Genomic DNA, 23,686 nt, shown 5'->3' with positions numbered 1-23,686 from the left:
AAGGAAAATGAAACATGGAAAACAACAATCGTTTAATGCCCCATATAAGGCGGACAACACATATCATGATGTTTGCCCACCGAAACTGCTTTGACTTTCATCTCTTTAATGCCCGGTAGTCCTTCGACTTCTGGCGCACTCGCTTACAGGTCATCCTGAAACATCTTATTTTACAGGCCATTGCCTGTGAACTCGTGCGCTCATTCAATCAGATTCAGACTCATCCGCAACCGGGCGGACTGAATTTCAATTATCAAAAAGCAATTTACTGATTTTAATCAGTGGCCACGCTTTGCTTTTTTTCCGGAAAACTATCGATTTCTTTTTCGCAAGAAATCGAGGGACGCATATTGCCTAAAATAAAGAGAGAAAGATGAAAAAGTTAAAAATCGCAGCCAGCCGTGCATGTCCGGACTGCTTTGTTACCCAGCGTGAACTGGTGGATATCCGTACTTCTGATTATATTGATGTAGCCGCCATTGTTCTGGCGGTCAGCGATATTTCCTGCGGCATACTGGACGAAATTGAAGCCACCGGTTTTGGCATTCCCGTCTTTGTCGCGACGCACAAAGAAGAGATTATCCCGGCAGAGTATTTATCACGCATTCATGGCGTATTTGAACATTCAGACACCAACAACGACTTTTACGGACGTCAGCTGGAAGCGGCCGCGCAGAAATATGAAACCCAACTGCGCCCGCCGTTTTTCCGCGCGCTTGTCGACTATGTGAAGCAGGGCAACAGCGCCTTCGACTGCCCGGGGCATCAGGGTGGCCAGTTCTTCCGCCGCCATCCTGCCGGTAATCAGTTTGTCGATTTCTTTGGTGAGACGCTTTTCCGCTCCGACCTGTGCAACGCCGACGTGGCGATGGGGGATCTGCTGATCCACGAAGGCGCGCCGTGCATCGCCCAGCAGCATGCGGCAAAGGTATTTAATGCCGATAAGACCTACTTCGTGCTGAATGGCACCTCGTCATCCAACAAAGTGGTGCTTAACGCCCTGCTCACCCCTGGTGACCTGGTGCTGTTCGACCGTAATAACCATAAATCTAACCATCACGGTGCCCTCCTCCAGGCAGGCGCTACGCCGGTCTATCTGGAAACCGCGCGCAACCCGTACGGCTTTATCGGCGGCATTGACGCACACTGCTTTGAGGAGAGTTACCTGCGCGAGCTGGTATCGGAGGTGGCGCCGGGCCGCGCACGTGACGAACGTCCTTTCCGTCTGGCGGTGATCCAGCTGGGTACCTACGATGGCACCATCTATAACGCCCGTCAGGTGGTGGATAAGATTGGGCACCTGTGTGATTACATCCTTTTTGACTCTGCGTGGGTGGGTTACGAGCAGTTTATTCCGATGATGGCCGACTGCTCTCCGCTGCTGCTGGAGCTGAACGAAAACGATCCGGGGATTTTGGTTACCCAGTCCGTGCATAAACAGCAGGCTGGCTTCTCGCAGACCTCGCAAATTCACAAGAAAGACAGCCACATCAAAGGTCAGCAGCGCTATGTCCCACATAAGCGGCTGAATAATGCCTTTATGATGCACGCTTCCACCAGCCCGTTCTATCCGCTGTTTGCCGCGCTGGACATTAACGCCCGTATGCACGAAGGACAGAGCGGTCGCAATATGTGGATGGACTGCGTGGTGACGGGCATCGAGGCGCGCAAGCTGATCCTGGAGAACTGCCGGTTTATTCGTCCGTTCGTGCCCGAGACGGTGGATGGCAGCGCCTGGGAAAGCTGGGACACGGCGGAGATTGCGACCGATCTGCGCTTCTTCCATTTCGTACCGGGTGAACGCTGGCACGCCTTTGAAGGTTACGCTGAGCACCAGTATTTTATCGATCCGTGCAAGTTGCTGCTGACCACGCCGGGTATTAACGCGCGCACCGGCGAATATGACGACTTCGGCGTGCCCGCCACTATCCTCGCCAACTTCCTGCGTGAAAACGGCATCGTGCCGGAAAAATGCGACCTCAATTCGATCCTGTTCCTGCTCACACCTGCGGAGGACATGGGCAAGCTGCAGCAGCTGGTCGCCCAGCTGGTGCGCTTCGAAAAACTGCTTGAGAGCGATGTGCCGCTGAAAGACGTCCTGCCTTCTCTCTATAAACAGCATCCGGAACGTTACGCGGGCTACACCCTGCGCCAGATCTGCCAGGAGATGCACGACCTGTACGCCCGCCACAACGTGAAGCAACTGCAAAAAGAGATGTTCCGCAAATCTTACTTCCCACGCGTGATGATGAACCCGCAAGAGGCGAACTATGCCTATCTGCGCGGTGAGGTCGAGCTGGTTTCACTGCGCGACGCGGAAGGCCGCATTGCCGCTGAAGGCGCGCTCCCTTACCCACCGGGGGTACTGTGCGTTGTGCCGGGTGAAGTCTGGGGCGGTTCCGTGCTGCGCTACTTTGCCGCACTGGAAGAGGGGATCAACCTTCTGCCTGGCTTCGCGCCGGAGCTGCAGGGTGTGTACGTCGAGGAGTGTGATGGGCGCAAACAGGTTCGCTGCTACGTCATCAAACAACCTGCTGCTCAGCCATCGCTGCTGAAAGGAGAAAAATTATGAGCAAGTCCAATAAGATGGGCGTGGTGCAGCTGACTATCCTCACCATGGTTAACATGATGGGATCCGGGATTATTATGCTGCCCACCAAGCTTGCCGAAGTGGGGACCATCTCAATCATCTCCTGGCTGGTGACGGCCGTCGGCTCGATGGCGCTGGCGTGGGCGTTTGCCAAGTGCGGGATGTTCAGCCGCAAGTCAGGCGGGATGGGCGGCTATGCCGAGTACGCCTTCGGCAAGTCCGGCAACTTTATGGCGAACTACACCTACGGCGTGTCGCTGCTGATCGCCAACGTGGCGATTGCCATTTCCGCCGTGGGTTACGGTACAGAGCTGTTTGGCGCGACGCTTAGCCCGGTGCAAATTGGGCTGGCGACTATCGGGGTGCTGTGGATCTGCACCGTGGCGAACTTCGGCGGCGCGCGTATCACCGGGCAGCTCAGCAGCATCACCGTCTGGGGCGTAATTATCCCGGTTGTCGGCCTGTGCGTCATCGGCTGGTTCTGGTTTAGCCCGACGCTGTACGCCAACTCCTGGAACCCGCACCACGTGCCGTTCTTTACCGCAGTGGGCTCGTCTATCGCCATGACGCTGTGGGCCTTCCTCGGTCTGGAATCCGCCTGCGCGAACGCGGAAGTGGTGGAGAATCCGGAGAAGAACGTCCCGATTGCGGTCCTCGGCGGGACGCTGGGCGCGGCGGTGATCTATATCGTTTCAACCAACGTGATTGCGGGCATCGTACCGAACATGGATCTGGCTAATTCCACGGCACCGTTTGGTCTGGCCTTCGCCCAGATGTTTACGCCGGAAGTCGGGAAAGTGATCATGGGTCTGATGGTCATGTCCTGCTGCGGCTCGCTGCTCGGCTGGCAGTTCACCATTGCGCAGGTGTTTAAATCTTCGGCTGACGAAGGCTACTTCCCGAAAATTTTCTCCCGCGTAACCAAAGCGGATGCGCCGGTGCAGGGTATGCTGGCGATTGTCATCTTCCAGAGTGGATTGTCGCTGATGACCATTAGCCCGTCGCTGAACAGCCAGTTCAACGTGCTGGTCAACCTGGCGGTAGTGACGAACATCATTCCGTATATTCTGTCGATGGCGGCGCTGGTGATCATTCAGAAAGTGGCGAAGGTGGATCCTCGCAAAGCGCGTGTGGCGAATATCGTGGCGCTGGTTGGGGCGATTTACAGCTTCTATGCGCTCTACTCATCCGGCCAGGAAGCGATGCTGTATGGCGCGATGGTGACCTTTATGGGCTGGACGCTGTACGGTCTGGTGTCACCGAGATTTGAATTGAAGAACAAACATAGTTAAAAAAAAGCCCGGTGGCGCTAGCGCTTACCGGGCCTACGAGGTCAATGCAAAACGGCAACCCTGAGGTTGCCGTTTTTAATGTTTTCTCCCTCTCCCTGTGGGAGAGGGTCGGTGTGAGGGCATCAGCCCGCACACAAACCGCACTTATGCGTTTTTCAGCACTTCGCTGACAATCTCTACCGCTTCTTTCTCAATCTGCTGGCGGTGCTCAGCGCCGAGGAAGCTTTCGCAATAGATTTTGTACGCATCTTCCGTACCGGATGGACGCGCGGCAAACCAGCCGTTTTCGGTCATCACTTTCAGGCCACCGATAGACGCGCCGTTACCCGGTGCCGCCGTCAGACGCGCGGTGATAGGATCGCCTGCCAGGGTGCTGGCACTGACCATCTCAGGAGAGAGTTTGGACAAAGCCGCTTTCTGTGCAGAGGTCGCGCCAGCCTGAATACGGTTATAGCTTGGCGCACCAAAGCGTGCCGCCAGCTCATTGTAGTGTTCCTGCGGGTTCTTGCCGGTAACCGCGGTAATCTCAGCCGCCAGCAGGCACATGATGATGCCGTCTTTATCGGTCGACCACGGGGTGCCGTCGAAACGCAGGAAGGACGCGCCTGCGCTCTCTTCGCCGCCGAAGCCAAAGCTGCCGTCGTGCAGACCGTCAACGAACCACTTGAAGCCCACCGGCACTTCCACCAGCTTGCGGCCCAGCGCGTCGACCACGCGGTCGATCATCGCAGAAGAGACCAGTGTTTTACCGACGGCCACCTCTTTGCCCCACTGCGGACGGTGCTGGAACAGGTAGTTGATGGCGACTGCCAGATAGTGGTTCGGGTTCATCAGCCCTGCCGGGGTGACGATGCCGTGGCGGTCATAATCCGGGTCGTTAGCAAACGCCAGATCGAATTTATCACGCAGCGCCAGCAGGCCCGCCATCGCGCACTCGGAGGAGCAGTCCATACGGATCGCGCCGTCTTTGTCCAGGTGCATAAAGCGGAAGGTCTGATCGACGTGATCGTTCACAATGGTCAGGTCCAGCTTGTAATGCTCAGCGATGCGTTTCCAGTATTCGATACCGGAGCCGCCCAGCGGATCCACGCCCAGCTTCAGGCCAGCTTTCTGAATGGCCGCCATATCGACGATATCCGCCAGTCCTTCCACGAACGGCTGAACCAGATCCTGCTCTTTCACGTGGCCGGAGGCCATCGCTTCATCAAGAGAAATACGTTTAACGCCTTTCAGGCCGTCGGCCAGCAGCGCGTTTGCACGATCTTCCACCACTTTGGTGACGTTGGTATCTGCCGGACCACCGTTAGGCGGATTGTATTTGATGCCGCCGTCTTCCGGCGGGTTGTGGGATGGGGTAATAACGATCCCGTCCGCCAGCGCGCCGCCTTTTTTATTGTGCACAAGGATGGCGTTTGAAACCGCAGGCGTTGGAGTAAACCCATTGTTCTCCTGAACAATCACGTCCACACCGTTCGCCGCCAGCACTTCCAGCACGGAAATAAACGCCGGTTCAGACAGCGCATGGGTATCTTTACCCACGTAGCATGGACCGGTAACGCCGTTTTTAGCGCGCTCTTCCGCAATGGCCTGAGCAATGGCCAGAATGTGCGGTTCGTTAAAGCTGTGGCGCGCCGCACTACCGCGGTGGCCAGATGTACCAAACTTCACTGCGTGTTCTGCGTTGCCCACGACCGGTTTCAGCACGTAATACTGCGCGGTCAGCTGAGCGACGTTAATCAAATCGCTTTGTTGTGCAGGTTGGCCTGCACGGCTGTGATTTGCCATTACCGGGTCCTTCTGATGCAAGGGTTAAATTGTACCGCAAACCTTTTCAATCAATTCCGCCGGGAACTGCATGGACTGCATGATGTGTTCAATCATGCTGCACTTGCGGCCCGTATTGGTATTGGTGATCACCCAGTACGGAGTGCCAGGGACATGTTTAGGTTTGGTTTGATTGCCATTTTGCAGCAGCGTCTGCTCGTCACCGGCGAAATAGACGCGGGTACGGCCGTGCAGCGACTCGGTCGCTTCAGCAAACGCTTTGTTATCCAGGGAGTAAAGTGTAGACAGTACCAGCATAAAACGGTTAACCGCCTTTTTCTGCTCCGCGTATTCATCGGAGAGCAGCAGCTCGCGCATCGCGCGCACTCTATCTTTAACCGGCGTCACGGCGGGTTTGACTTGTGCAACAACGCTCGGCTGAGACACGACATCTTTGGAAACTGGGGTGGCAGGCTGTGAAGCGGCGGAAATTTTAAGCATGCGCCGTAAAATGTCGGACGCGCTCTCCCCGATATGCCGAGTCTGGCTGGCAATATACTGATAGAGTTCGTCATCAACTTCGATTGTTTTCATCTTAATCCAGTGCGATATCTTATCTGAATACAAGTCATTGGGATTATAAGGTCAAATCCCAACAGCGGATAGCGTCAAACCAGGTTGGCGGCAAAAGTCAGATTAAACTGGAACCTTGCAGCCGGGCGGCAGAATGGTCAACATGATACCCTAACCTGACATACGTAAAAAAAGAACTTTGCCATGAAATTGAATACCCGAGCGCAAACTGCACAATCGCCGAGCAATAATTCCCCCATCGTGCTGGTTCACGGGCTGTTTGGCAGCCTGGATAATCTGGGCGTGCTGGCGCGCGATCTGGTTACCGACCACGATATTCTCCAGGTGGATATGCGCAACCACGGGCTTTCCGGCCGCTCAGACGAGATGACCTACGCGGCAATGGCCCAGGATCTGCTGGATACGCTGGACGCCCATAACCTGCAAAAGGTAACCCTCATCGGGCATTCCATGGGTGGCAAAGCGGTGATGGCGCTCACCGCGCTGGCACCTGAGCGGATTGCCGGGCTTGTGGTGATTGACGTTGCGCCGGTGGATTACGACGTTCGCCGTCACGATGAGATTTTCGCGGCGATCAATGCGGTGACTGAAGCTGGCGTTTCTACACGTCAGCAGGCCGCGGCCGTTATGCGCGAGCATCTTGATGAAGAAGGCGTGGTGCAGTTCCTGCTGAAATCGTTCGTTGAAGGGCAATGGCGTTTTAACGTGCCGGTGCTGTGGGACCAGTACAACAATATCGTGGGTTGGGAAACCGTCCCCGCCTGGCCGCACCCTACCCTCTTTATTCGCGGCGGTAACTCGCCTTACGTCACCGATGCGTACCGCGACGTGCTGCTGGCGCAGTTCCCGCAGGCGCGCGCCCACGTGATTGCCGGGGCCGGACACTGGGTTCATGCAGAAAAACCTGACGCCGTACTGCGCGCCATTCGCCGCTATCTCGCTGATACTGCAAATTGATTAAAAAGAGAGCGACTGGAAGGCTGCGGGCTTCCAGTCGTTGGCGTGCCGTTTTTGGTGATGTATGATGGCGCGCTTATCGCCCGGGCATTAGCAGGGCGGCGTGTTTCCCCCGAAGTCTCAGAATCATGGCCAAAGAACAAACGGACCGTACGACACTAGATCTGTTCGCGAATGAGCGTCGACCGGGACGACCGAAAACGAATCCGCTTTCGCGCGATGAACAGCTGCGTATTAATAAACGCAATCAGCTTAAACGCGATAAAAATCGTGGGCTTAAGCGTGTCGAACTGAAGCTCAACGCCGACGCGGTCGATGCGCTTAATGAACTGGCGGAGGCGCGTAATATCAGCCGCAGCGAGCTCATTGAAGAGATGTTGATCGCCCAGCTAGAGACGTTGCGCAGCCAGGCATAAGTCTGAAAATCCCCTTTATCGCCCTTTTCATGTAGCACAGAGTGCAGTCCTGCGCGATAGCTGTTTCCGCAGGGTTGCCTGTTCTGCTATTATTGCCCTTATCCGTGGACAATTTGCGCCACCATACCATTAAGTTTCAAGAGGTTATTTTACTCATGGCAATCATCGGCATTTTCTTCGGCAGTGATACCGGCAATACCGAAAATATCGCAAAAAACATTCAGAAACAGCTCGGTAAAGACGTTGCTGATGTGCATGACATCGCCAAGAGCAGCAAAGAAGATCTCGAGGGCTATGACATCCTGCTGCTGGGTATTCCTACCTGGTACTACGGTGAAGCCCAGTGCGACTGGGATGATTTCTTCCCGACGCTGGAAGAGGTGGACTTCAACGGCAAGCTGGTTGCCCTGTTCGGTTGTGGCGATCAGGAAGACTACGCCGAGTACTTCTGTGACGCGCTGGGCACCATCCGCGACATCATTGAGCCACGCGGTGCAGCAATTGTCGGTCACTGGCCAACGGCGGGTTACCACTTTGAAGCCTCTAAAGGTCTGGCAGATGATGACCACTTCGTTGGCCTGGCCATCGATGAAGACCGTCAGCCAGAGTTGACCGCAGAGCGTGTTGAAAAATGGGTTAAGCAGGTTCGTGAAGAACTGCACCTGGATGACATTCTGAACGCCTGATTTTTTTCGCGGCGCGACTCCGGTTGCGCCCGTTTTCCAGGTAAAACCGATTAAATTAATTGCTACAAACTTTTAACTTTTTCGCCCAGACCTGTACAATGTCTCCCTGGTAAAATGTGGTTTCCATTGAGCAAGTTTGTTGGTGATACCCCATTTTTATAAGCATACTTTGCCTGAGACTTGCAGTTTTCATTTAGCCATGGCAGTTCTATAATGAGACGCATTATCCAAGGTGCATTTTCTGTCACTTCCTCCAGAAGTGAATCGTTTAGCAACAGGACAGATTCCGCATGACTGACAACAATACCGCATTAAAGAAGGCTGGCCTGAAAGTAACGCTTCCTCGGTTAAAAATCCTTGAAGTGCTTCAGGGTCCAGACAATCACCATGTCAGTGCGGAAGACCTCTATAAACGTCTTATCGACATGGGTGAAGAGATTGGGCTGGCCACCGTTTATCGCGTGCTGAACCAGTTTGATGACGCGGGCATTGTTACCCGTCATAATTTCGAAGGCGGTAAATCTGTTTTCGAACTGACCCAGCAGCAGCACCACGATCACCTGATCTGCCTCGATTGCGGCAAGGTCATTGAATTCAGCGATGATTCTATCGAAGCGCGTCAGCGTGAAATCGCAGCCCGTCATGGCATCCGCCTGACCAACCACAGCCTGTACCTTTACGGTCACTGCGCTGAAGGTGATTGCCGCGAGAATGAACACGCGCACGACGCAAAATAAGTCAGCGTTCATACTCTGAGCCAGCCGAAAGGTTGGCTTTTTTTTGCCTTTTTTGGGCAATAAAAAGCCCGGTAGCGCAGCGCCACCGGGCGTAAAGTAACTTATTTATTGTTATTGCGTATCTCGTTCCAGATCTTATCGCAACGCTTTGCGACTTCCTGATCGTTACCGGTTTTACGCGCCTGGATACAGGCCTGGTAATCCATCACGCGAATATTCTCCTGCGTTGCAAACTGCTCATGCGCTTTCTCTTTCTTCAGCACATTTAGCACGTTCTGACAGGCTTCAATTTTCTCCGGCGATCCTTCCGCACTATTAATACAGGCGCTATACGCCTCCTTCAGACGGGAGTCCTCTTTTGGCGCCTGAGTCTGCGTGCACGCCACCAGCCCTGATGCCAACAGCGCGACGATTACGATTTTTTTCATCATGTGCACTCTCCATACCGGCAGGAGTCACCCCGCCGGTGCGTTCATCAGAAGATAGTGAATGGGGCGATAACCATGAATTTCACGTCACGTTCATCCTGGAAGATGTTGCCGTAACCGCCCGCGTAGCTTGGGATATCGGAGTGGTTGTCATACTGCGTGAAGTGCAGTTTGAACATCGTGCCTTTCGCGCGGCCATCCTGCAGGGTGTAGATAGCATCCAGGCTGTAGGAGGACTCTTTCAGGCGATAGTTTGGATCGTAGTACGCATCCGGCGTAGCCATATCGGCAGGTTTTGCGTCCCAGGCGTAAGCGTAAGAAGCGCCCACTGCCCAGCCCGGCAGGTTCCAGTTTTTCAGGTCATACATGGCGCCGAAGAAGACCGCTTTTTCGCCGTCGGCGTTGAAGTCAGAGCGGTTATCCCACCAGATATCAAGACGGCCGTTAGATGAGGCATAGGTTGGGGTCATACGCTGCAGGAAGTAGCCCTGCTGCCCTTCCGCCTTCACCCATGTGCCTTCCAGGCGTAAATCAACCTGGCCAACCTTGTAGCCGAAGGTCAACGCCTGCAGCCACGCGGTGCCGTTATAAATGTCATTTACACTGCCATCGCTGACTTTATCGCGCGTACCGTAGAACTGATAGCTGGTGCTCAGCGGGCTACCGGCGATATCAAATTTGTAGCTGGCTTTAGCAAAATACTGATCGATATAGCCTTCGGCCTGGCCAAATGCGGCTTCCAGAACCAAATCGTTTTTAAAGTCGTACTTCGCGCCCAGCGAGTGGAGGTATTCGACTTTGGTTTTCTTATCGTTCTGGTAGAACTTATCCATCTCAATGTGCCACGGCGCTTTGTACTCGTTGGTCCACATATAGGAGAAGCTCAACGCACCCGCATCACCATAGTCAAAGTTAGCCCCTGCTTCTGCACCCTGGTAAGTGCCCGGCATAAAGCTCCAGTGCGGCGCTAACAGCGTCTGGCCAGTTGGCTGAATATAGCCCCCACGCGCCCAGACCGGGCCGTATTTAAATTTCGCTGCGGCCTTATAAAGGCTGATACCACTTTTATCCCCGGACCAGTCTTCATCGTAGGCTTTATTGCTGGAGGAGAACGCAATTTCGTTCGGGTGACCGCTATCGCCGTTTTCAGCCATTTCAATCGCGGTAAATGCGGCAATATCCAGACCGAACATATCGGCGGCATAGCCTGACTGGAAGTCCAGGTTGGCGTTCCAGGTAGAATGAGAGAGGTTAGTTTTGTATTTATCTTCAGTGACGTCTTTACGGTCACGCTCACGCTGCCAGTAATAAATACCGCCCGTAAGGGTAGAATCTTCGATGAAACCTGCTGCTTTCGCCTCTGGCACAACCACCAGGCCCGACATTGCTGTCACACCGGCGATAGCCAGCGCCAGCGCACTACGTTTGCCACTGAACGTACGCATAGATTATTCCTCTTTGACGAATTAAAACGCCTTAAACGGCGAAAAACAGAAAAGACCAAATGGTCAGGGGTAGTTATAAATACCCTCGAATTAACTACCGTCTTTAGGTTATTTTTCGCGACGCGAATTATCAATGCTTTTCAGTGGGCAAAAGTCAGGATTATGACGAAGTGCACATAATTGGTAGTGGTTTGTAACATTTAGCGCGAGGCGAGGTTTGGCGGGGCAAGGCGTTAATTTCTGGAGGATAAAACCGTTAAATTTCGCTAATTTCAACTTATTCCGGACTGGTGAAAATATACAAACTTTTTTTTGAAAAATAAGTAGCACCGCATTGACCTGAAATTTCAGCCAGACCTATTTTAGCTCCGCTATAACGATATGATCATTCAATAAAAAAACGCCGCAATAAGCGGCGTTTGTTTCTCATTGACCAGAGCAGCAATATTATTCGCCGATCTTCGTCCAGGTATCACGCAGGCCTACGGTGCGGTTAAATACCGGTTTTTCAGCGGTGCTGTAACGGCTGTCCAGGCAGAAGTAACCTTCACGCTCGAACTGGAACGCTTTGCCCGCTTCAGCCGCTTTAAGCGATGGCTCCGCATAACCCTGTTTGATTACCAGCGATTCCGGGTTGATGGTTGCCAGGAAGTCTTCCGCTGCGCCCGGGTTAGGCACGCTGAACAGACGATCGTACAGACGAATTTCAACCGGCAGCGCGTGGGAAGCGCTCACCCAGTGGATAACGCCTTTCACCTTGCGGCCATCCGCCGGATCTTTGCTCAGCGTTTCAGCATCATAAGAGCAGAAGATGGTGGTGATATTCCCTTCTGCATCTTTCTCTACGCGCTCGGCTTTGATGACGTAGGCGTTACGCAGACGCACTTCTTTACCCAGCACCAGACGCTTGTACTGCTTGTTGGCCTCTTCGCGGAAGTCAGCACGGTCGATCCAGATTTCACCGCTGAACGGCACGTCACGGCTTCCCATTTCCGGTTTGTTCGGATGGTTAGGCATGGAGACCAGTTCACTTCCACCCTGCGGGTAGTTTTCGATAACCAGCTTAACCGGATCGATAACCGCCATTGCACGCGGGGCGTTTTCGTTGAGGTCTTCACGAATGCAGGATTCCAGAGACGCCATTTCGATGGTGTTATCCTGCTTGGTCACGCCGATGCGTTTGCAGAACTCACGAATAGAGGCGGCAGTGTAACCACGACGGCGCAGACCAGAGATGGTTGGCATACGCGGGTCGTCCCAGCCTTCAACGTGCTTGTCGGTCACCAGCAGGTTCAGCTTACGCTTGGACATCACGGTGTATTCCAGATTCAGACGAGAGAACTCGTACTGGCGCGGATGCACAGGAATGGTGATGTTATCCAGCACCCAGTCGTACAGACGACGGTTGTCCTGGAACTCCAGCGTACACAGGGAGTGCGTAATGCCTTCCAGCGCATCGCTGATGCAGTGGGTGAAGTCGTACATCGGGTAGATGCACCACTTGTTGCCGGTCTGGTGGTGTTCTGCGAACTTAATGCGGTACAGCACCGGATCGCGCATCACGATGAACGGCGATGCCATGTCGATTTTGGCACGCAGGCACGCTTTGCCTTCTTCGAAGCCACCAGCACGCATTTTTTCAAACAGCGCCAGATTCTCTTCCACGCTGCGATCGCGGAACGGGCTGTTTTTGCCCGGCGCGGTCAGCGTACCGCGGTATTCGCGGATCTCATCGGCAGACAGCTCGTCGACATACGCCAGGCCTTTGTTGATCAGTTCCACCGCATAGGCATACAGCTGATCAAAATAGTCAGATGAGTAGCAGATATCGCCAGACCAGTTGAAGCCCAGCCATTGCACGTCGTTTTTAATGGACTCAACGTATTCGATGTCTTCTTTTACTGGGTTGGTGTCATCGAAACGCAGGTTGCACTGGCCCTGGTAGTCTTGCGCAATACCAAAGTTCAGGCAGATCGATTTCGCGTGACCAATGTGCAGGTAACCGTTCGGCTCCGGCGGGAAACGCGTATGGACTGTGGTGTGCTTACCACTGGCCAGATCTTCATCGATGATCTGACGAATAAAGTTACTCGGGCGGGCTTCTGCCTCACTCATCGTGGATTCCTCAAAGCGTAAACAACGTATAACGGCGTATGATCTTATAAGCCGGACGTAGTGACAACCCTTAGTTACGGAAAATACGTATCAGATGAAAATAATGGGGGCGTTTGCTGCAAAAAAAAGCGGCGGAGGATATCCCCCGCCGCTTAAGGCATGACTCTACTCAGGAGCGATTACTTGCCTTTAATCTCATACAGTGGTGTCTGACCCGCAACCACCTGACCTTTTGCCTGGAGTACCAGACCGCTAAAGTCGTCGATGTTGCTGCACACAACCGGGCTAATCATCGAACGCGCGTTGGCGTTCAGGAAGTCCAGATCCATTTCCAGAATCGGCTGACCGGCCACCACTTCGGCACCCTCTTCCACCAGGCGAGTAAAGCCCTGACCGTTCAGCGCAACGGTATCGATACCCATATGGACAACGATCTCCGCGCCTTTTTCGGTTTCGAGGCAGAACGCGTGGTTAGTGTTGAAGATTTTCACGATGGTACCAGCCGCCGGAGACACAACGGTTTTGTCCGTTGGCTTCACCGCCACGCCGTCACCGACCGCTTTGCTGGCGAACGCTTCGTCAGGAACCTGCTCAAGCGCAACCACGTCACCGGTGACAGGAGAAACCAGCGCAGCGATGGTCACCGCGTTTGGCACCGCCTTCGGTTTTGCAGCCGCTGGCGCAGCGGCAGGTGCGGCAGAAGCTTCTGCAGCAGCTACCGGACCGGTGGTTTTCATGGCGTTAGCAATTTTCTCAGCCACGAAGCCGACGATGATCTGCACGCTGGTTTTGTTCAGGCGGATAACGCCAGAAGCACCCAGACGTTTTGCCAGCGCTTCGTTCACCAGAGAAGAGTCTTTCACGTTCAGACGCAGACGAGTGATACAGGCATCAATACCGGTCAGGTTGTCAGAACCGCCCACAGCGGCGATGTACTGACGCGCCAGGCCAGAAACGTCCTGCTCCTGAGCACCGCTCACGTTCACATCCTGACCATCCGCTTCGCTACCGGCCACAGCCAGCTCGCGACCCGGGGTCATCAGGTTGAATTTGGTGATAGTGAAGCGGAACACCACGTAGTAGATAACGAAGAACACCAGACCTTGTGGGATCAGCATCCACCAGTGGGTCGCCAGCGGGTTACGGGACGACAGCACCATATCCACCAGACCGGCGCTGAAGCCGAAACCGGCAATCCACTGCATGCTTGCAGCGATGAACACGGAGATACCGGTCAGCACAGCGTGGATCACATACAGAACCGGCGCAACGAACATGAAGGAGAATTCCAGCGGCTCGGTGATACCGGTGAAGAAGGCAGCGAACGCACCTGCCATCATGATACCCAGCACTTTCGCTTTGTTTTCAGGGCGCGCGCAGTGGTAGATAGCCAGCGCTGCACCCGGCAGGCCGAACATCATGATTGGGAAGAAGCCCGCCTGGTAACGACCGGTGATACCTACCACCGCTTTACCGGCTTCGATGGACTGTGCGCCACCCAGGAAGTTAGGAATATCGTTAATACCGGCAACGTCGAACCAGAACACGGAGTTCAGCGCATGGTGCAGACCAACCGGGATCAGCAGACGGTTGAAGAACGCGTACACGCCCGCACCGACGGAACCCAGTTTCTGGATGTGTTCACCGAAGTTCACCAGACCGTCGAAGATAACCGGCCAGATGTACATCAGGATGAACGCAACGAAAATCATCACGAAAGAGGTCAGGATGGGCACCAGACGGCGACCGCTGAAGAACGACAGCGCCTTTGGCAGCTCAACGCTGCTGAAGCGGTTGTACAGTTCCGCAGAGATAATACCGACGAGGATACCCACGAACTGGTTGCTGATCTTACCGAACGCGGCTGGAACCTGGTCCGCCGGGATCTTCTGGATCATGGAAACCGCAGCCGGAGAACAGAGCGTGGTCAGCACCAGGAAGCCCACGAAACCGGTCAGCGCCGCAGCACCGTCTTTATCTTTGGACATACCGTAAGCCACACCAATGGCAAACAGCACGGACATGTTGTCGATGATGGCGGAACCAGATTTAATGAAGAACGCCGCTAATGCGTTGTCTCCACCCCAGCCTACCGGGTCAATCCAGTAACCGACACCCATTAATATCGCTGCCGCCGGCAGCGTGGCGACCGGCACCATAAGCGCACGGCCAACCTTCTGTAAATAACCTAGAATACTCACTTTCTTCCCCCTATGAGACCCCGTTTCAGGCACGTTCTCTGCTGTGTTTTTTATTGTGTCACTAATTATTAATACAGTTGATGATTCACTGGCATTGTGAGTGTGTGAAAAATTAATTCGTATCGCAAATTAAACACCCATTTTTTGTGATTTTTGTCACCAAATATCGTAATCACCCCTCCCTTTCACTGGCTAACAGTCAAAACTTATTTTATCATTCAAAAAATCGAGACGGATTGATCCGGCCTGAAAGGTTCCAGGTTACGCTTAAGCATCAGGTTCCGATACCCATCCGCCCACTCTTCTACTTAAACTTTGAGGTGAACAATGAGACTGATTCCCCTGGCAACTGCTGAACAAGTCGGTAAATGGGCCGCTCGCCATATCGTTAACCGTATTAATGCCTTCAAGCCTACTGCCGATCGTCCCTTCGTTCTTGGCCTTCCAACCGGTGGTACTCCACTAACCGCGTACAAAGCGCTGGTTGAAATGCACAAAGCGGGCCAGGTTAGCTTTAAACATGTTGTGACCTTCAACATGGATGAATATGTCGGCCTGCCAAAAGAACATCCGGAAAGCTACCATAGCTTTATGCACCGCAATTTCTTTGATCACGTTGATATCCCAGCTGAAAATATTAATCTGCTGAATGGAAATGCGCCGGATATTGACGCAGAATGCCGCCAGTACGAAGAAAAAATCCGTTCTTACGGTAAAATCCATCTGTTCATGGGTGGCGTGGGTAACGATGGTCATATCGCGTTCAACGAACCAGCTTCTTCTCTGGCTTCCCGTACCCGTATTAAAACGCTGACCCATGACACCCGCGTGGCAAACTCCCGCTTCTTTGACGGTGATGTGAACCAGGTTCCAAAATACGCCCTGACCGTTGGCGTAGGCACCCTGCTGGATGCCGAAGAAGTGATGATTCTGGTGCTGGGCGGCGTGAAAGCGCAGGCGCTCCAGGCTGCCGTTGAAGGCAACGTTAACCACATGTGGACTATCAGCTGCCTGCAGCTGCATCCGAAATCAGTTATCGTCTGCGACGAGCCGTCCACGATGGAGCTGAAGGTGAAAACGTTGAAATACTTCAATGAGTTAGAAGCTGAGAACATCAAAGGTCTGTAATTGAATAACCGCCTCTTCATCAAGAGGCGGCCGCTTTTTTAACCGGGGGTCGTTATGTACGCTTTAACCCACGGTCGGATTTATACCGGCCATGAAATTCTGGATGACCATGCGATTGTTATCGCCAATGGCCTGATTGAACGTGTTTGTCCGCTGGCAGAACTGCCGCCGGAGATTGAACAGCGCTCACTCAATGGAGCAACGATCTCCCCCGGTTTCATCGACGTACAGCTGAACGGCTGCGGCGGTGTGCAGTTCAATGATACCGCCGAGGCGGTGACGGTTGAAACGCTGAAAATCATGCAGAAAGCTAACGAGAAATCAGGCTGCACCAGCTATCTGCCAACGCTCATCACCAGCAGTGATGACCTGATGAAACAGGGTATCCGCGTGATGCGCGAATACCTGGCGAAACATCCGAATCAGGCGCTGGGCCTGCACCTGGAAGGACCGTGGCTGAACATAGTTAAGAAAGGGACGCATAACCCGGACTACGTTCGCAAACCGGACGCCGAACTGGTCGACTACATGTGTGCCAACGCTGATGTCATCACCAAAGTCACACTGGCGCCTGAAATGACCGGTACGGAGGTCATCAGCAAACTGGCTGCCGCCGGGATTGTCGTTTCAGCAGGCCACTCAAACGCCACGCTGAAAGAAGCCAAAGCGGGCTTCCGGGCGGGTATTACCTTTGCTACACACCTTTACAACGCCATGCCGTATATTACCGGCCGTGAACCGGGTCTGGTCGGGGCGATTCTCGACGAGCCAGACGTCTACTGCGGCATTATTGCTGATGGTATGCACGTTGATTACACCAATATTCGCAACGCTAAACGGCTGAAAGGTGACAAGCTCTGCCTGGTCACCGATGCTACCGCGCCAGCAGGTGCAAATATTGAGCAGTTCATTTTTGCCGGTAAAACAATATACTACCGCAACGGACTGTGTGTGGATGAAAACGGTACGCTGAGTGGCTCCTCTTTGACCATGATTGAAGGGGTGCGTAACCTGGTTGAGCATTGTGGGATTGCACTTGATGAAGTCCTGCGTATGGCCACCCTTTATCCTGCTCGCGCGATGGGCGTGGATAAACAGCTTGGCGGAATTGCACCAGGTATGGTTGCAAACCTGACGGCATTCACACACGATTATAAAATTATTAAGACCATCGTTAATGGTAACGAGGTCGTCACTGAGTAAGTAAAAGTATGACACCAGGCGGACAAGCTCAAATCGGTAATGTCGATCTCGTTAAACAACTTAACAGTGCGGCGGTATATCGTCTGATTGACCAACACGGTCCAATCTCGCGGATCCAGATAGCCGAACAAAGCCAGCTTGCTCCCGCCAGCGTGACAAAAATTACCCGCCAGCTCATTGAGCGCGGTTTGATCAAAGAAGTCGATCAGCAGGCCTCCACCGGGGGCCGCCGCGCCATCTCTATTATTACCGAAACCCGCAACTTCCAGGCCATTGGCGTCCGGCTTGGTCGTCATGACACCACGCTCACGCTGTACGATCTGAGCAGCAAAGCCATTGCCGAAGAGCACTACCCGCTGCCAGAGCGCACCCAGGAGACGCTGGAACACGCGCTGCTGAATACCATCGCGCACTTTATTGAAAGCTGTCAGCGTAAAATTCGCGAACTCATCGCCATCTCCGTCATTCTGCCGGGCCTGGTCGACCCGGAAAGCGGCGTTATTCGTTACATGCCGCATATTCAGGTTGAGAACTGGGCGCTGGTCGACGCGCTGGAGAAACGCTTTAAGGTGACCTGCTTTGTCGGTCACGACATTCGTTCGCTGGCGCTGGCAGAGCACTACTTTGGTGCGAGCCAGGACTGTGAAGACTCTATTCTGGTGCGCGTACACCGTGGCACGGGCGCAGGTATTATCTCTAACGGCCGTATTTTTATAGGTCGCAACGGTAACGTCGGCGAGATTGGCCACATTCAGGTTGAGCCCCTCGGCGAGCGCTGCCACTGCGGAAACTTCGGCTGCCTTGAAACCATCGCCGCCAACACGGCCATTGAACAGCGCGTTCGCCATCTGCTTGAACAGGGTTATCAAAGCCGCGTCACGCTGGACGATTGCAAGATAGCCACCATCTGCAAAGCTGCCAATAAAGGCGACGCGCTGGCCTGTGAGGTGATCGAACAGGTAGGTCGCCATCTGGGTAAAACCATCGCCATCGCCATTAACCTGTTTAATCCGCAGAAAGTGGTGATCGCCGGAGAGATTGTTGAAGCGGAAAAGGTGCTGCTCCCCGCCATTGAAGGTTGTATTAACACCCAGGCGCTGAAAGCATTCCGCCAGAATCTTCCGGTGGTTCGTTCAAAGCTTGACCATCGCTCGGCGATTGGCGCGTTCGCGCTGGTCAAACGCGCCATGCTCAACGGAATTCTGCTCCAGCATTTGCTGGAAAGTTGATCGGACCTTATAGTAACGCCTTCTTTTTTTGATGTCGGAATGTCCATGACCATTAAGAATGTAATTTGTGATATCGACGGCGTGCTGATGCACGACAACGTTGCCGTGCCAGGTGCTGCGGAATTTCTTCACCGCATCATCGACAAAGGAATGCCACTGGTTCTACTCACGAACTACCCTTCTCAGACCGGTCAGGATCTGGCGAACCGCTTTGCCACCGCAGGCGTCGACGTGCCGGACAGCGTGTTTTATACCTCGGCAATGGCAACGGCGGATTTTCTGAAGCGTCAGGAAGGGAAAAAAGCTTACGTTGTCGGTGAAGGCGCGCTGATCCATGAGCTGTATAAAGCAGGCTTTACCATTACCGATGTGAACCCGGACTTTGTGATCGTCGGTGAAACGCGCTCCTTTAACTGGGAGATGATGCATAAAGCAGCCTACTTTGTCGCCAGCGGCGCGCGTTTTATCGCCACCAACCCGGATACGCACGGCCGTGGTTTCTATCCGGCCTGCGGCGCGCTGTGCGCCGGTATCGAAAAAATCTCTGGCCGCAAGCCGTTTGTTGTCGGTAAACCGAGCCCGTGGATCATCCGCGCCGCACTGAATACGATGCAGGCACACTCAGAAGAAACCGTCATTGTCGGCGATAATCTGCGTACGGATATTCTGGCCGGTTTCCAGGCGGGGCTTGAAACCATTCTGGTGCTGTCTGGCGTCTCTCAGCTTGATGACATTGATACGATGCCGTTCCGCCCAAGCTGGATATACCCCTCCGTCGACGAAATCGACGTTATTTGATACCGAACCACGCCTCAGGGCGTGGTTTTTCATTTCCGCCGCCTGAAAACGTTACTTCATCTAACAAAATCCGCCTTTCACTGAATAAACCTCAATAAAATCGCTATAGCCATACTCTTTTTTTAAGATTCAGCAATTACCATTGCACTTTTTACGTTTTCACCCGTAAAACGCTTGCGCCCCCTCCCCCTTTTGCGGCATTTTCATAAGCAAGCAACATCACAATGCAACAGGGTTAACGGAGAAGGTTATGTGTTCAATTTTTGGCGTACTGGATATTAAAACTGATGCGGGCGAACTGCGTAAAAAGGCACTCGAATTGTCCCGCCTGATGCGCCATCGCGGCCCGGACTGGTCAGGCGTTTACGCCAGCGACAAAGCGATTCTGGCTCACGAACGTCTGTCTATTGTTGACGTCAACGCCGGTGCACAGCCGCTGTATAACGAGAAAAAAACGCACGCGCTGGCTGTTAACGGTGAAATCTATAACCATCAGGCGCTGCGCGCCGAGTACGGCGACCGCTACGCCTTCCAGACCGGTTCTGACTGTGAAGTGATCCTGGCGCTGTATCAGGAAAAAGGTCCGGAGTTTCTCGACGATCTGCAGGGCATGTTTGCCTTCGCCCTGTACGACAGCGAAAAAGACGCCTACCTGATTGGCCGTGACCACATCGGCATTATCCCGCTGTACATGGGTCACGATGAACACGGCAACTTCTATGTCGCGTCCGAAATGAAAGCCCTGGTTCCGGTCTGCCGCACCATTAAAGAGTTCCCGGCAGGCAGCTATCTGTGGAGTAAAGACGGTGAAATCCGTCCGTACTATCAGCGCGACTGGTTCGATTATGACGCGGTTAAAGACAACGTGACGGATAAAGCCGAGCTGCGTCAGGCGCTGGAAGATTCCGTGAAAAGCCACCTGATGTCAGACGTCCCGTACGGCGTACTGCTCTCCGGCGGCCTGGACTCCTCCGTGATCTCCGCGATCACCAAGAAATTCGCGGCCCGCCGCGTGGAAGATCAGGAGCGTTCCGAGGCCTGGTGGCCGCAGCTGCACTCCTTTGCCGTGGGCCTGGAAGGGGCACCGGATCTGAAAGCCGCGCAGGAAGTGGCGAACCACCTCGGCACCGTGCACCATGAAATTCACTTCACCGTGCAGGAAGGTCTGGATGCGATCCGCGATGTGATCTATCACATTGAGACCTATGACGTGACCACCATTCGCGCCTCCACGCCAATGTATCTGATGTCGCGTAAGATCAAAGCGATGGGCATCAAGATGGTGCTCTCCGGTGAAGGCTCTGACGAAGTGTTTGGCGGCTACCTGTACTTCCACAAGGCGCCGAACGCCAAAGAGCTGCACGAAGAGACCGTGCGCAAGCTGCAGGCGCTGCATATGTTTGACTGTGCACGTGCTAACAAAGCGATGTCGGCCTGGGGCGTTGAAGCGCGCGTGCCGTTCCTGGATAAGAAATTCCTCGACGTCGCGATGCGCATCAACCCGCAGGACAAGATGTGCGGCAACGGCAAAATGGAAAAACATATCCTGCGTGAATGTTTTGAATCCTACCTGCCGGCAAGCGTGGCATGGCGTCAGAAAGAGCAGTTCTCTGATGGTGTTGGCTACAGCTGGATCGACACCCTGAAAGAGGTGGCGGCAAAACAGATTTCTGACCAGCAACTGGAAACTGCGAGCTTCCGCTTCCCGTACAACACCCCGGGCTCGAAAGAAGCGTATCTGTACCGTGAGATCTTTGAAGAGCTGTTCCCGGTTCCAAGCGCTGCCGAGTGTGTTCCTGGCGGTCCGTCAGTGGCCTGTTCCTCCGCGAAAGCCATTGAATGGGATGAATCTTTCAAGGCGATGAACGATCCATCAGGACGCGCGGTTGGCGTTCACCAGTCCGCCTACAAATAATCACAACAATTTCAAACAGGCTCCTCAGGGGCCTGTTTTTTTTGCCTCACATTTCACCACCGAAAACCGATTAATAACCAATAATTGCCGAATATTCGGCCACGCTGTTCGCAACCTAACCAAACAGTCACATTCCGGCTATTTTCGTTGAAAAAGGTGTTGACGCTGCAAGGGTCTATACGCATAATGCGCCCCGCAACGCCGATAAGGTAACGCGAAAAAAGATGGCTACGTAGCTCAGTTGGTTAGAGCACATCACTCATAATGATGGGGTCACAGGTTCGAATCCCGTCGTAGCCACCATCTTTTTTGCGGGAGTGGCGAAATTGGTAGACGCACCAGATTTAGGTTCTGGCGCCGCAAGGTGTGCGAGTTCAAGTCTCGCCTCCCGCACCATTCCCAGGTAAGCGTTGCACGGATGGGGTATCGCCAAGCGGTAAGGCACCGGTTTTTGATACCGGCATTCCCTGGTTCGAATCCAGGTACCCCAGCCATATTTCTTCGATTTTGCGGTTCTCCGCGGTATTGGGGTATCGCCAAGCGGTAAGGCACCGGTTTTTGATACCGGCATTCCCTGGTTCGAATCCAGGTACCCCAGCCATCGAAGATTGCAGTACTGGCTACGTAGCTCAGTTGGTTAGAGCACATCACTCATAATGATGGGGTCACAGGTTCGAATCCCGTCGTAGCCACCAAATTAAGATTATCGATTTGTTTCGGTAATAAAAAATTGTTGGGGTATCGCCAAGCGGTAAGGCACCGGATTCTGATTCCGGCATTCCGAGGTTCGAATCCTCGTACCCCAGCCAATTTAAAAAGTCGTTAAGCAGTCTGTTTAACGCAATTGGGGTGTCGCCAAGCGGTAAGGCTCTGGTTTCTGATACCAGCATTCCGGGGTTCGAATCCCTGCACCCCAGCCACTTAAAACAAACAAGCCCGCTCTGCGGGCTTTTTTGTGCCTGATGCCCTCACCCTAACCCTCTCCCACAGGGAGAGGGAATAAAGATTAGAGTCCGAGGGCGTATTTCAGGGCCTGGCGTTTCAAACCACCGGCACGTTCCGCTGCCATCAATCCAATATTACGCAGAATGCGCACCGGGGCCAGGTCATTGCTGAACCCGGCATAGAACAGATCCATCCCCGACTGCATGATGAAGTTATCCGCCATACGGCGCGTCTGATAGCGCTTCAGCACCTGATGGCTGGCCCAGGCTTCCGCATGAGCGCGTGCGTTGCCCAGCACGTCCAGTAACGCATCGACGTCACGGTATCCAAGGTTGACTCCCTGCCCCGCCAGCGGGTGGATGGTGTGTGCCGCATCGCCCACCAGCGCCAGCCCTTCTCGGGCATACTGCAGAGCATGACGGCGCGTGAGCGGGAAAGCCCCTGCCGCGACCGGCGTCACGTTGCCAAGGCGGCTCGGGAAGTGCTGCAGGATTTCCCGCTGCAATTGTTCCATACTCAGCCCCTGCAGCTGGCGAACCCGTGCCGGCTTGTCGTACCACACCAGCGACGCCCAATTATCAAACAGCGGTAAAAAGGCATGCGGACCATTCGGGGTAAAGTGCTGCCAGGTGCTTTCGCCCGGCGCGTTCTCGCACTGGACGGTAATCAGCATGCAGGACTGCTGGTACTGCCAGGCATGAACGCCAATTCCCGCCATCTGTCTGACCTGCGAATTAGCACCATCAGCCCCTACCACCAGCTTTACGGCCAGCTCATCGCCATTGTCCAGCGTCAGAACATAGCCGCCGTCATGGCGATGCAGTGCCTTAAGTGACGCAGGCATACGCAGCGTCACCTTCGGGTGTGCCTCCAGCGCCTGCCAGAGCGCCAGCTGGAGCACGTTATTTTCCACCATATAGCCCAGGCGCGGCAGCTTCAGCTCGGCGGCATCAAACGACACGTGGGCATTTTCCCACTCCCAGGTTTCAAGGCGGCTGTAAGGGTGCGCGCGCATCGCCTGCACCGATTCCCAGACGCCCAGGCCGCGAAGCAGATCGACGGACGCCGCGCTGATGGCGGAAATACGCACGTCCGGTTTGCTGGCGGGATCGAATGCCGGCGGTGCCGACTGCTCAATTACCGTTACCTCAAATCCCTGCTTCGCCAGCCCCAGCGCCAGCGCGCCGCCGACCATACCGCCGCCGACAACGGCAACTTCGGTGTGTTGGAGTGTCATGGTCAA

The 23,686-nt window shown here is 54.1% G+C and carries 19 protein-coding genes and 7 tRNA genes; 19 read left to right on the top strand and 7 right to left on the bottom strand.

Annotated elements, in window-relative coordinates:
• Nucleotides 1-14 precede the first annotated feature (14 nt).
• From speFL to potE, 3 genes are all read left to right on the top strand, one after another.
• Nucleotides 15-119: a leader peptide SpeFL gene (gene speFL, locus MX657_RS06660; protein WP_003858645.1), complete on the top strand. Its 105-nt coding sequence runs from the start codon at nt 15-17 to the stop codon at nt 117-119.
• Between the two features lie 254 nt (nt 120-373).
• Nucleotides 374-2,572, top strand: coding sequence for an ornithine decarboxylase SpeF (gene speF / locus MX657_RS06655; RefSeq protein WP_346807777.1), 2,199 nt, complete (start codon nt 374-376; stop codon nt 2,570-2,572).
• Nucleotides 2,569-3,882, top strand: a complete 1,314-nt coding sequence (gene potE / locus MX657_RS06650) for a putrescine-ornithine antiporter (protein ID WP_080327885.1) — start codon at nt 2,569-2,571, stop codon at nt 3,880-3,882. The genes speF and potE overlap by 4 nt, the downstream gene beginning before the upstream one ends.
• A 144-nt stretch (nt 3,883-4,026) precedes the next feature.
• On the opposite strand, the gene pgm is transcribed toward potE, so the two are convergent.
• Together pgm and seqA are read right to left on the bottom strand one after the other, a co-directional pair.
• The gene (gene pgm, locus MX657_RS06645) at nt 4,027-5,667 is read right to left on the bottom strand and encodes a phosphoglucomutase (alpha-D-glucose-1,6-bisphosphate-dependent) (RefSeq protein ID WP_116343897.1); all 1,641 of its coding nucleotides are present in this window, start codon (nt 5,665-5,667) and stop codon (nt 4,027-4,029) included.
• Nucleotides 5,668-5,691: 24 nt separating this feature from the next.
• Nucleotides 5,692-6,240: a replication initiation negative regulator SeqA gene (gene seqA / locus MX657_RS06640; RefSeq protein WP_119915093.1), complete on the bottom strand. Its 549-nt coding sequence runs from the start codon at nt 6,238-6,240 to the stop codon at nt 5,692-5,694.
• 183 nt (nt 6,241-6,423) lie between these two features.
• On the opposite strand from seqA, the gene ybfF reads away from it, so the two are divergent.
• The 4 genes from ybfF to fur all read left to right on the top strand — a co-directional run bounded on the left by ybfF (nt 6,424) and on the right by fur (nt 9,036).
• Nucleotides 6,424-7,197 carry an esterase gene (gene ybfF, locus MX657_RS06635; RefSeq protein WP_252002606.1) on the top strand — a complete coding sequence of 258 codons (774 nt, stop codon included), beginning with the start codon at nt 6,424-6,426 and terminating at the stop codon, nt 7,195-7,197.
• Between the two features lie 128 nt (nt 7,198-7,325).
• The gene (gene ybfE, locus MX657_RS06630) at nt 7,326-7,613 is read left to right on the top strand and encodes a LexA regulated protein (protein ID WP_014883017.1); all 288 of its coding nucleotides are present in this window, start codon (nt 7,326-7,328) and stop codon (nt 7,611-7,613) included.
• 155 nt (nt 7,614-7,768) lie between these two features.
• On the top strand, nt 7,769-8,299 hold the full coding sequence (gene fldA / locus MX657_RS06625) for a flavodoxin FldA (RefSeq protein ID WP_346807774.1): 531 nt from the start codon (nt 7,769-7,771) through the stop codon (nt 8,297-8,299).
• A 290-nt stretch (nt 8,300-8,589) separates the two neighbouring features.
• Nucleotides 8,590-9,036 carry a ferric iron uptake transcriptional regulator gene (gene fur / locus MX657_RS06620; protein ID WP_008501066.1) on the top strand — a complete coding sequence of 149 codons (447 nt, stop codon included), beginning with the start codon at nt 8,590-8,592 and terminating at the stop codon, nt 9,034-9,036.
• Nucleotides 9,037-9,137: 101 nt separating this feature from the next.
• On the opposite strand, the gene chiQ is transcribed toward fur, so the two are convergent.
• The 4 genes from chiQ to nagE all read right to left on the bottom strand — a co-directional run bounded on the left by chiQ (nt 9,138) and on the right by nagE (nt 15,225).
• On the bottom strand, nt 9,138-9,464 hold the full coding sequence (chiQ, locus tag MX657_RS06615) for a ChiQ/YbfN family lipoprotein (protein WP_080328169.1): 327 nt from the start codon (nt 9,462-9,464) through the stop codon (nt 9,138-9,140).
• Between the two features lie 47 nt (nt 9,465-9,511).
• Nucleotides 9,512-10,909: a chitoporin ChiP gene (gene chiP / locus MX657_RS06610; RefSeq protein ID WP_080327887.1), complete on the bottom strand. Its 1,398-nt coding sequence runs from the start codon at nt 10,907-10,909 to the stop codon at nt 9,512-9,514.
• Nucleotides 10,910-11,356: 447 nt separating this feature from the next.
• A complete protein-coding gene (glnS, locus tag MX657_RS06605) occupies nt 11,357-13,024 on the bottom strand; it encodes a glutamine--tRNA ligase (protein ID WP_041910779.1) in 1,668 nt (555 codons plus the stop codon).
• 179 nt (nt 13,025-13,203) lie between these two features.
• Nucleotides 13,204-15,225 carry an N-acetylglucosamine-specific PTS transporter subunit IIBC gene (gene nagE / locus MX657_RS06600; RefSeq protein ID WP_346807771.1) on the bottom strand — a complete coding sequence of 674 codons (2,022 nt, stop codon included), beginning with the start codon at nt 15,223-15,225 and terminating at the stop codon, nt 13,204-13,206.
• 327 nt (nt 15,226-15,552) lie between these two features.
• Here nagE and nagB point away from each other — a divergent pair, with 327 nt between their 5' ends.
• The 12 genes from nagB to MX657_RS06540 all read left to right on the top strand — a co-directional run bounded on the left by nagB (nt 15,553) and on the right by MX657_RS06540 (nt 22,418).
• Complete coding sequence (gene nagB / locus MX657_RS06595; RefSeq protein WP_028012356.1) at nt 15,553-16,353, top strand: glucosamine-6-phosphate deaminase; 801 nt, start codon at nt 15,553-15,555, stop codon at nt 16,351-16,353.
• Nucleotides 16,354-16,407: 54 nt separating this feature from the next.
• Entirely contained in the window at nt 16,408-17,556 is a 1,149-nt protein-coding gene (nagA, locus tag MX657_RS06590) for an N-acetylglucosamine-6-phosphate deacetylase (RefSeq protein WP_346807769.1), read from the top strand.
• 8 nt (nt 17,557-17,564) lie between these two features.
• Complete coding sequence (gene nagC, locus MX657_RS06585; RefSeq protein WP_080327892.1) at nt 17,565-18,785, top strand: DNA-binding transcriptional regulator NagC; 1,221 nt, start codon at nt 17,565-17,567, stop codon at nt 18,783-18,785.
• A 45-nt stretch (nt 18,786-18,830) separates the two neighbouring features.
• Nucleotides 18,831-19,583 (top strand): ribonucleotide monophosphatase NagD, encoded by a 753-nt coding sequence (gene nagD, locus MX657_RS06580; protein ID WP_061098871.1) that lies wholly within the window; start codon nt 18,831-18,833, stop codon nt 19,581-19,583.
• A 250-nt stretch (nt 19,584-19,833) separates the two neighbouring features.
• A complete protein-coding gene (gene asnB, locus MX657_RS06575; RefSeq protein ID WP_014883010.1) occupies nt 19,834-21,498 on the top strand; it encodes an asparagine synthase B in 1,665 nt (554 codons plus the stop codon).
• Between the two features lie 226 nt (nt 21,499-21,724).
• Nucleotides 21,725-21,801, top strand: a tRNA-Met gene (locus tag MX657_RS06570).
• Between the two features lie 8 nt (nt 21,802-21,809).
• A tRNA-Leu gene (locus MX657_RS06565) sits at nt 21,810-21,894 on the top strand.
• A gap of 23 nt (nt 21,895-21,917) precedes the next feature.
• Nucleotides 21,918-21,992 (top strand) — tRNA-Gln (locus tag MX657_RS06560).
• Nucleotides 21,993-22,024: 32 nt separating this feature from the next.
• A tRNA-Gln gene (locus MX657_RS06555) sits at nt 22,025-22,099 on the top strand.
• A 17-nt stretch (nt 22,100-22,116) separates the two neighbouring features.
• A tRNA-Met gene (locus MX657_RS06550) sits at nt 22,117-22,193 on the top strand.
• A 39-nt stretch (nt 22,194-22,232) separates the two neighbouring features.
• Nucleotides 22,233-22,307 (top strand) — tRNA-Gln (locus MX657_RS06545).
• Between the two features lie 36 nt (nt 22,308-22,343).
• Nucleotides 22,344-22,418 (top strand) — tRNA-Gln (locus tag MX657_RS06540).
• A gap of 86 nt (nt 22,419-22,504) precedes the next feature.
• On the opposite strand, the gene ubiF is transcribed toward MX657_RS06540, so the two are convergent.
• Nucleotides 22,505-23,680 carry a 3-demethoxyubiquinol 3-hydroxylase gene (gene ubiF, locus MX657_RS06535; protein ID WP_346807767.1) on the bottom strand — a complete coding sequence of 392 codons (1,176 nt, stop codon included), beginning with the start codon at nt 23,678-23,680 and terminating at the stop codon, nt 22,505-22,507.
• Nucleotides 23,681-23,686 lie beyond the last annotated feature (6 nt).

Source organism: Enterobacter chuandaensis (genome assembly GCF_039718975.1).
Taxonomy (GTDB): domain Bacteria; phylum Pseudomonadota; class Gammaproteobacteria; order Enterobacterales; family Enterobacteriaceae; genus Enterobacter; species Enterobacter chuandaensis.
The sequence above is the reverse complement of the archived record's forward strand: the minus strand, read 5'-3'. Positions and strand labels throughout refer to the sequence as shown.

Excerpts from the sequence above, each read along its gene's own strand:
- speFL (WP_003858645.1), top strand. The coding sequence starts at position 15 with ATGGAAAACAACAATCGTTTAATGCCCCATATAAGGCGGACAACACAT.
- speF (WP_346807777.1), top strand. The coding sequence starts at position 374 with ATGAAAAAGTTAAAAATCGCAGCCAGCCGTGCATGTCCGGACTGCTTT.
- potE (WP_080327885.1), top strand. The coding sequence starts at position 2,569 with ATGAGCAAGTCCAATAAGATGGGCGTGGTGCAGCTGACTATCCTCACC.
- pgm (WP_116343897.1), bottom strand. The coding sequence starts at position 5,667 with ATGGCAAATCACAGCCGTGCAGGCCAACCTGCACAACAAAGCGATTTG.
- seqA (WP_119915093.1), bottom strand. The coding sequence starts at position 6,240 with ATGAAAACAATCGAAGTTGATGACGAACTCTATCAGTATATTGCCAGC.
- ybfF (WP_252002606.1), top strand. The coding sequence starts at position 6,424 with ATGAAATTGAATACCCGAGCGCAAACTGCACAATCGCCGAGCAATAAT.
- ybfE (WP_014883017.1), top strand. The coding sequence starts at position 7,326 with ATGGCCAAAGAACAAACGGACCGTACGACACTAGATCTGTTCGCGAAT.
- fldA (WP_346807774.1), top strand. The coding sequence starts at position 7,769 with ATGGCAATCATCGGCATTTTCTTCGGCAGTGATACCGGCAATACCGAA.
- fur (WP_008501066.1), top strand. The coding sequence starts at position 8,590 with ATGACTGACAACAATACCGCATTAAAGAAGGCTGGCCTGAAAGTAACG.
- chiQ (WP_080328169.1), bottom strand. The coding sequence starts at position 9,464 with ATGAAAAAAATCGTAATCGTCGCGCTGTTGGCATCAGGGCTGGTGGCG.
- chiP (WP_080327887.1), bottom strand. The coding sequence starts at position 10,909 with ATGCGTACGTTCAGTGGCAAACGTAGTGCGCTGGCGCTGGCTATCGCC.
- glnS (WP_041910779.1), bottom strand. The coding sequence starts at position 13,024 with ATGAGTGAGGCAGAAGCCCGCCCGAGTAACTTTATTCGTCAGATCATC.
- nagB (WP_028012356.1), top strand. The coding sequence starts at position 15,553 with ATGAGACTGATTCCCCTGGCAACTGCTGAACAAGTCGGTAAATGGGCC.
- nagA (WP_346807769.1), top strand. The coding sequence starts at position 16,408 with ATGTACGCTTTAACCCACGGTCGGATTTATACCGGCCATGAAATTCTG.
- nagC (WP_080327892.1), top strand. The coding sequence starts at position 17,565 with ATGACACCAGGCGGACAAGCTCAAATCGGTAATGTCGATCTCGTTAAA.
- nagD (WP_061098871.1), top strand. The coding sequence starts at position 18,831 with ATGACCATTAAGAATGTAATTTGTGATATCGACGGCGTGCTGATGCAC.
- asnB (WP_014883010.1), top strand. The coding sequence starts at position 19,834 with ATGTGTTCAATTTTTGGCGTACTGGATATTAAAACTGATGCGGGCGAA.
- ubiF (WP_346807767.1), bottom strand. The coding sequence starts at position 23,680 with ATGACACTCCAACACACCGAAGTTGCCGTTGTCGGCGGCGGTATGGTC.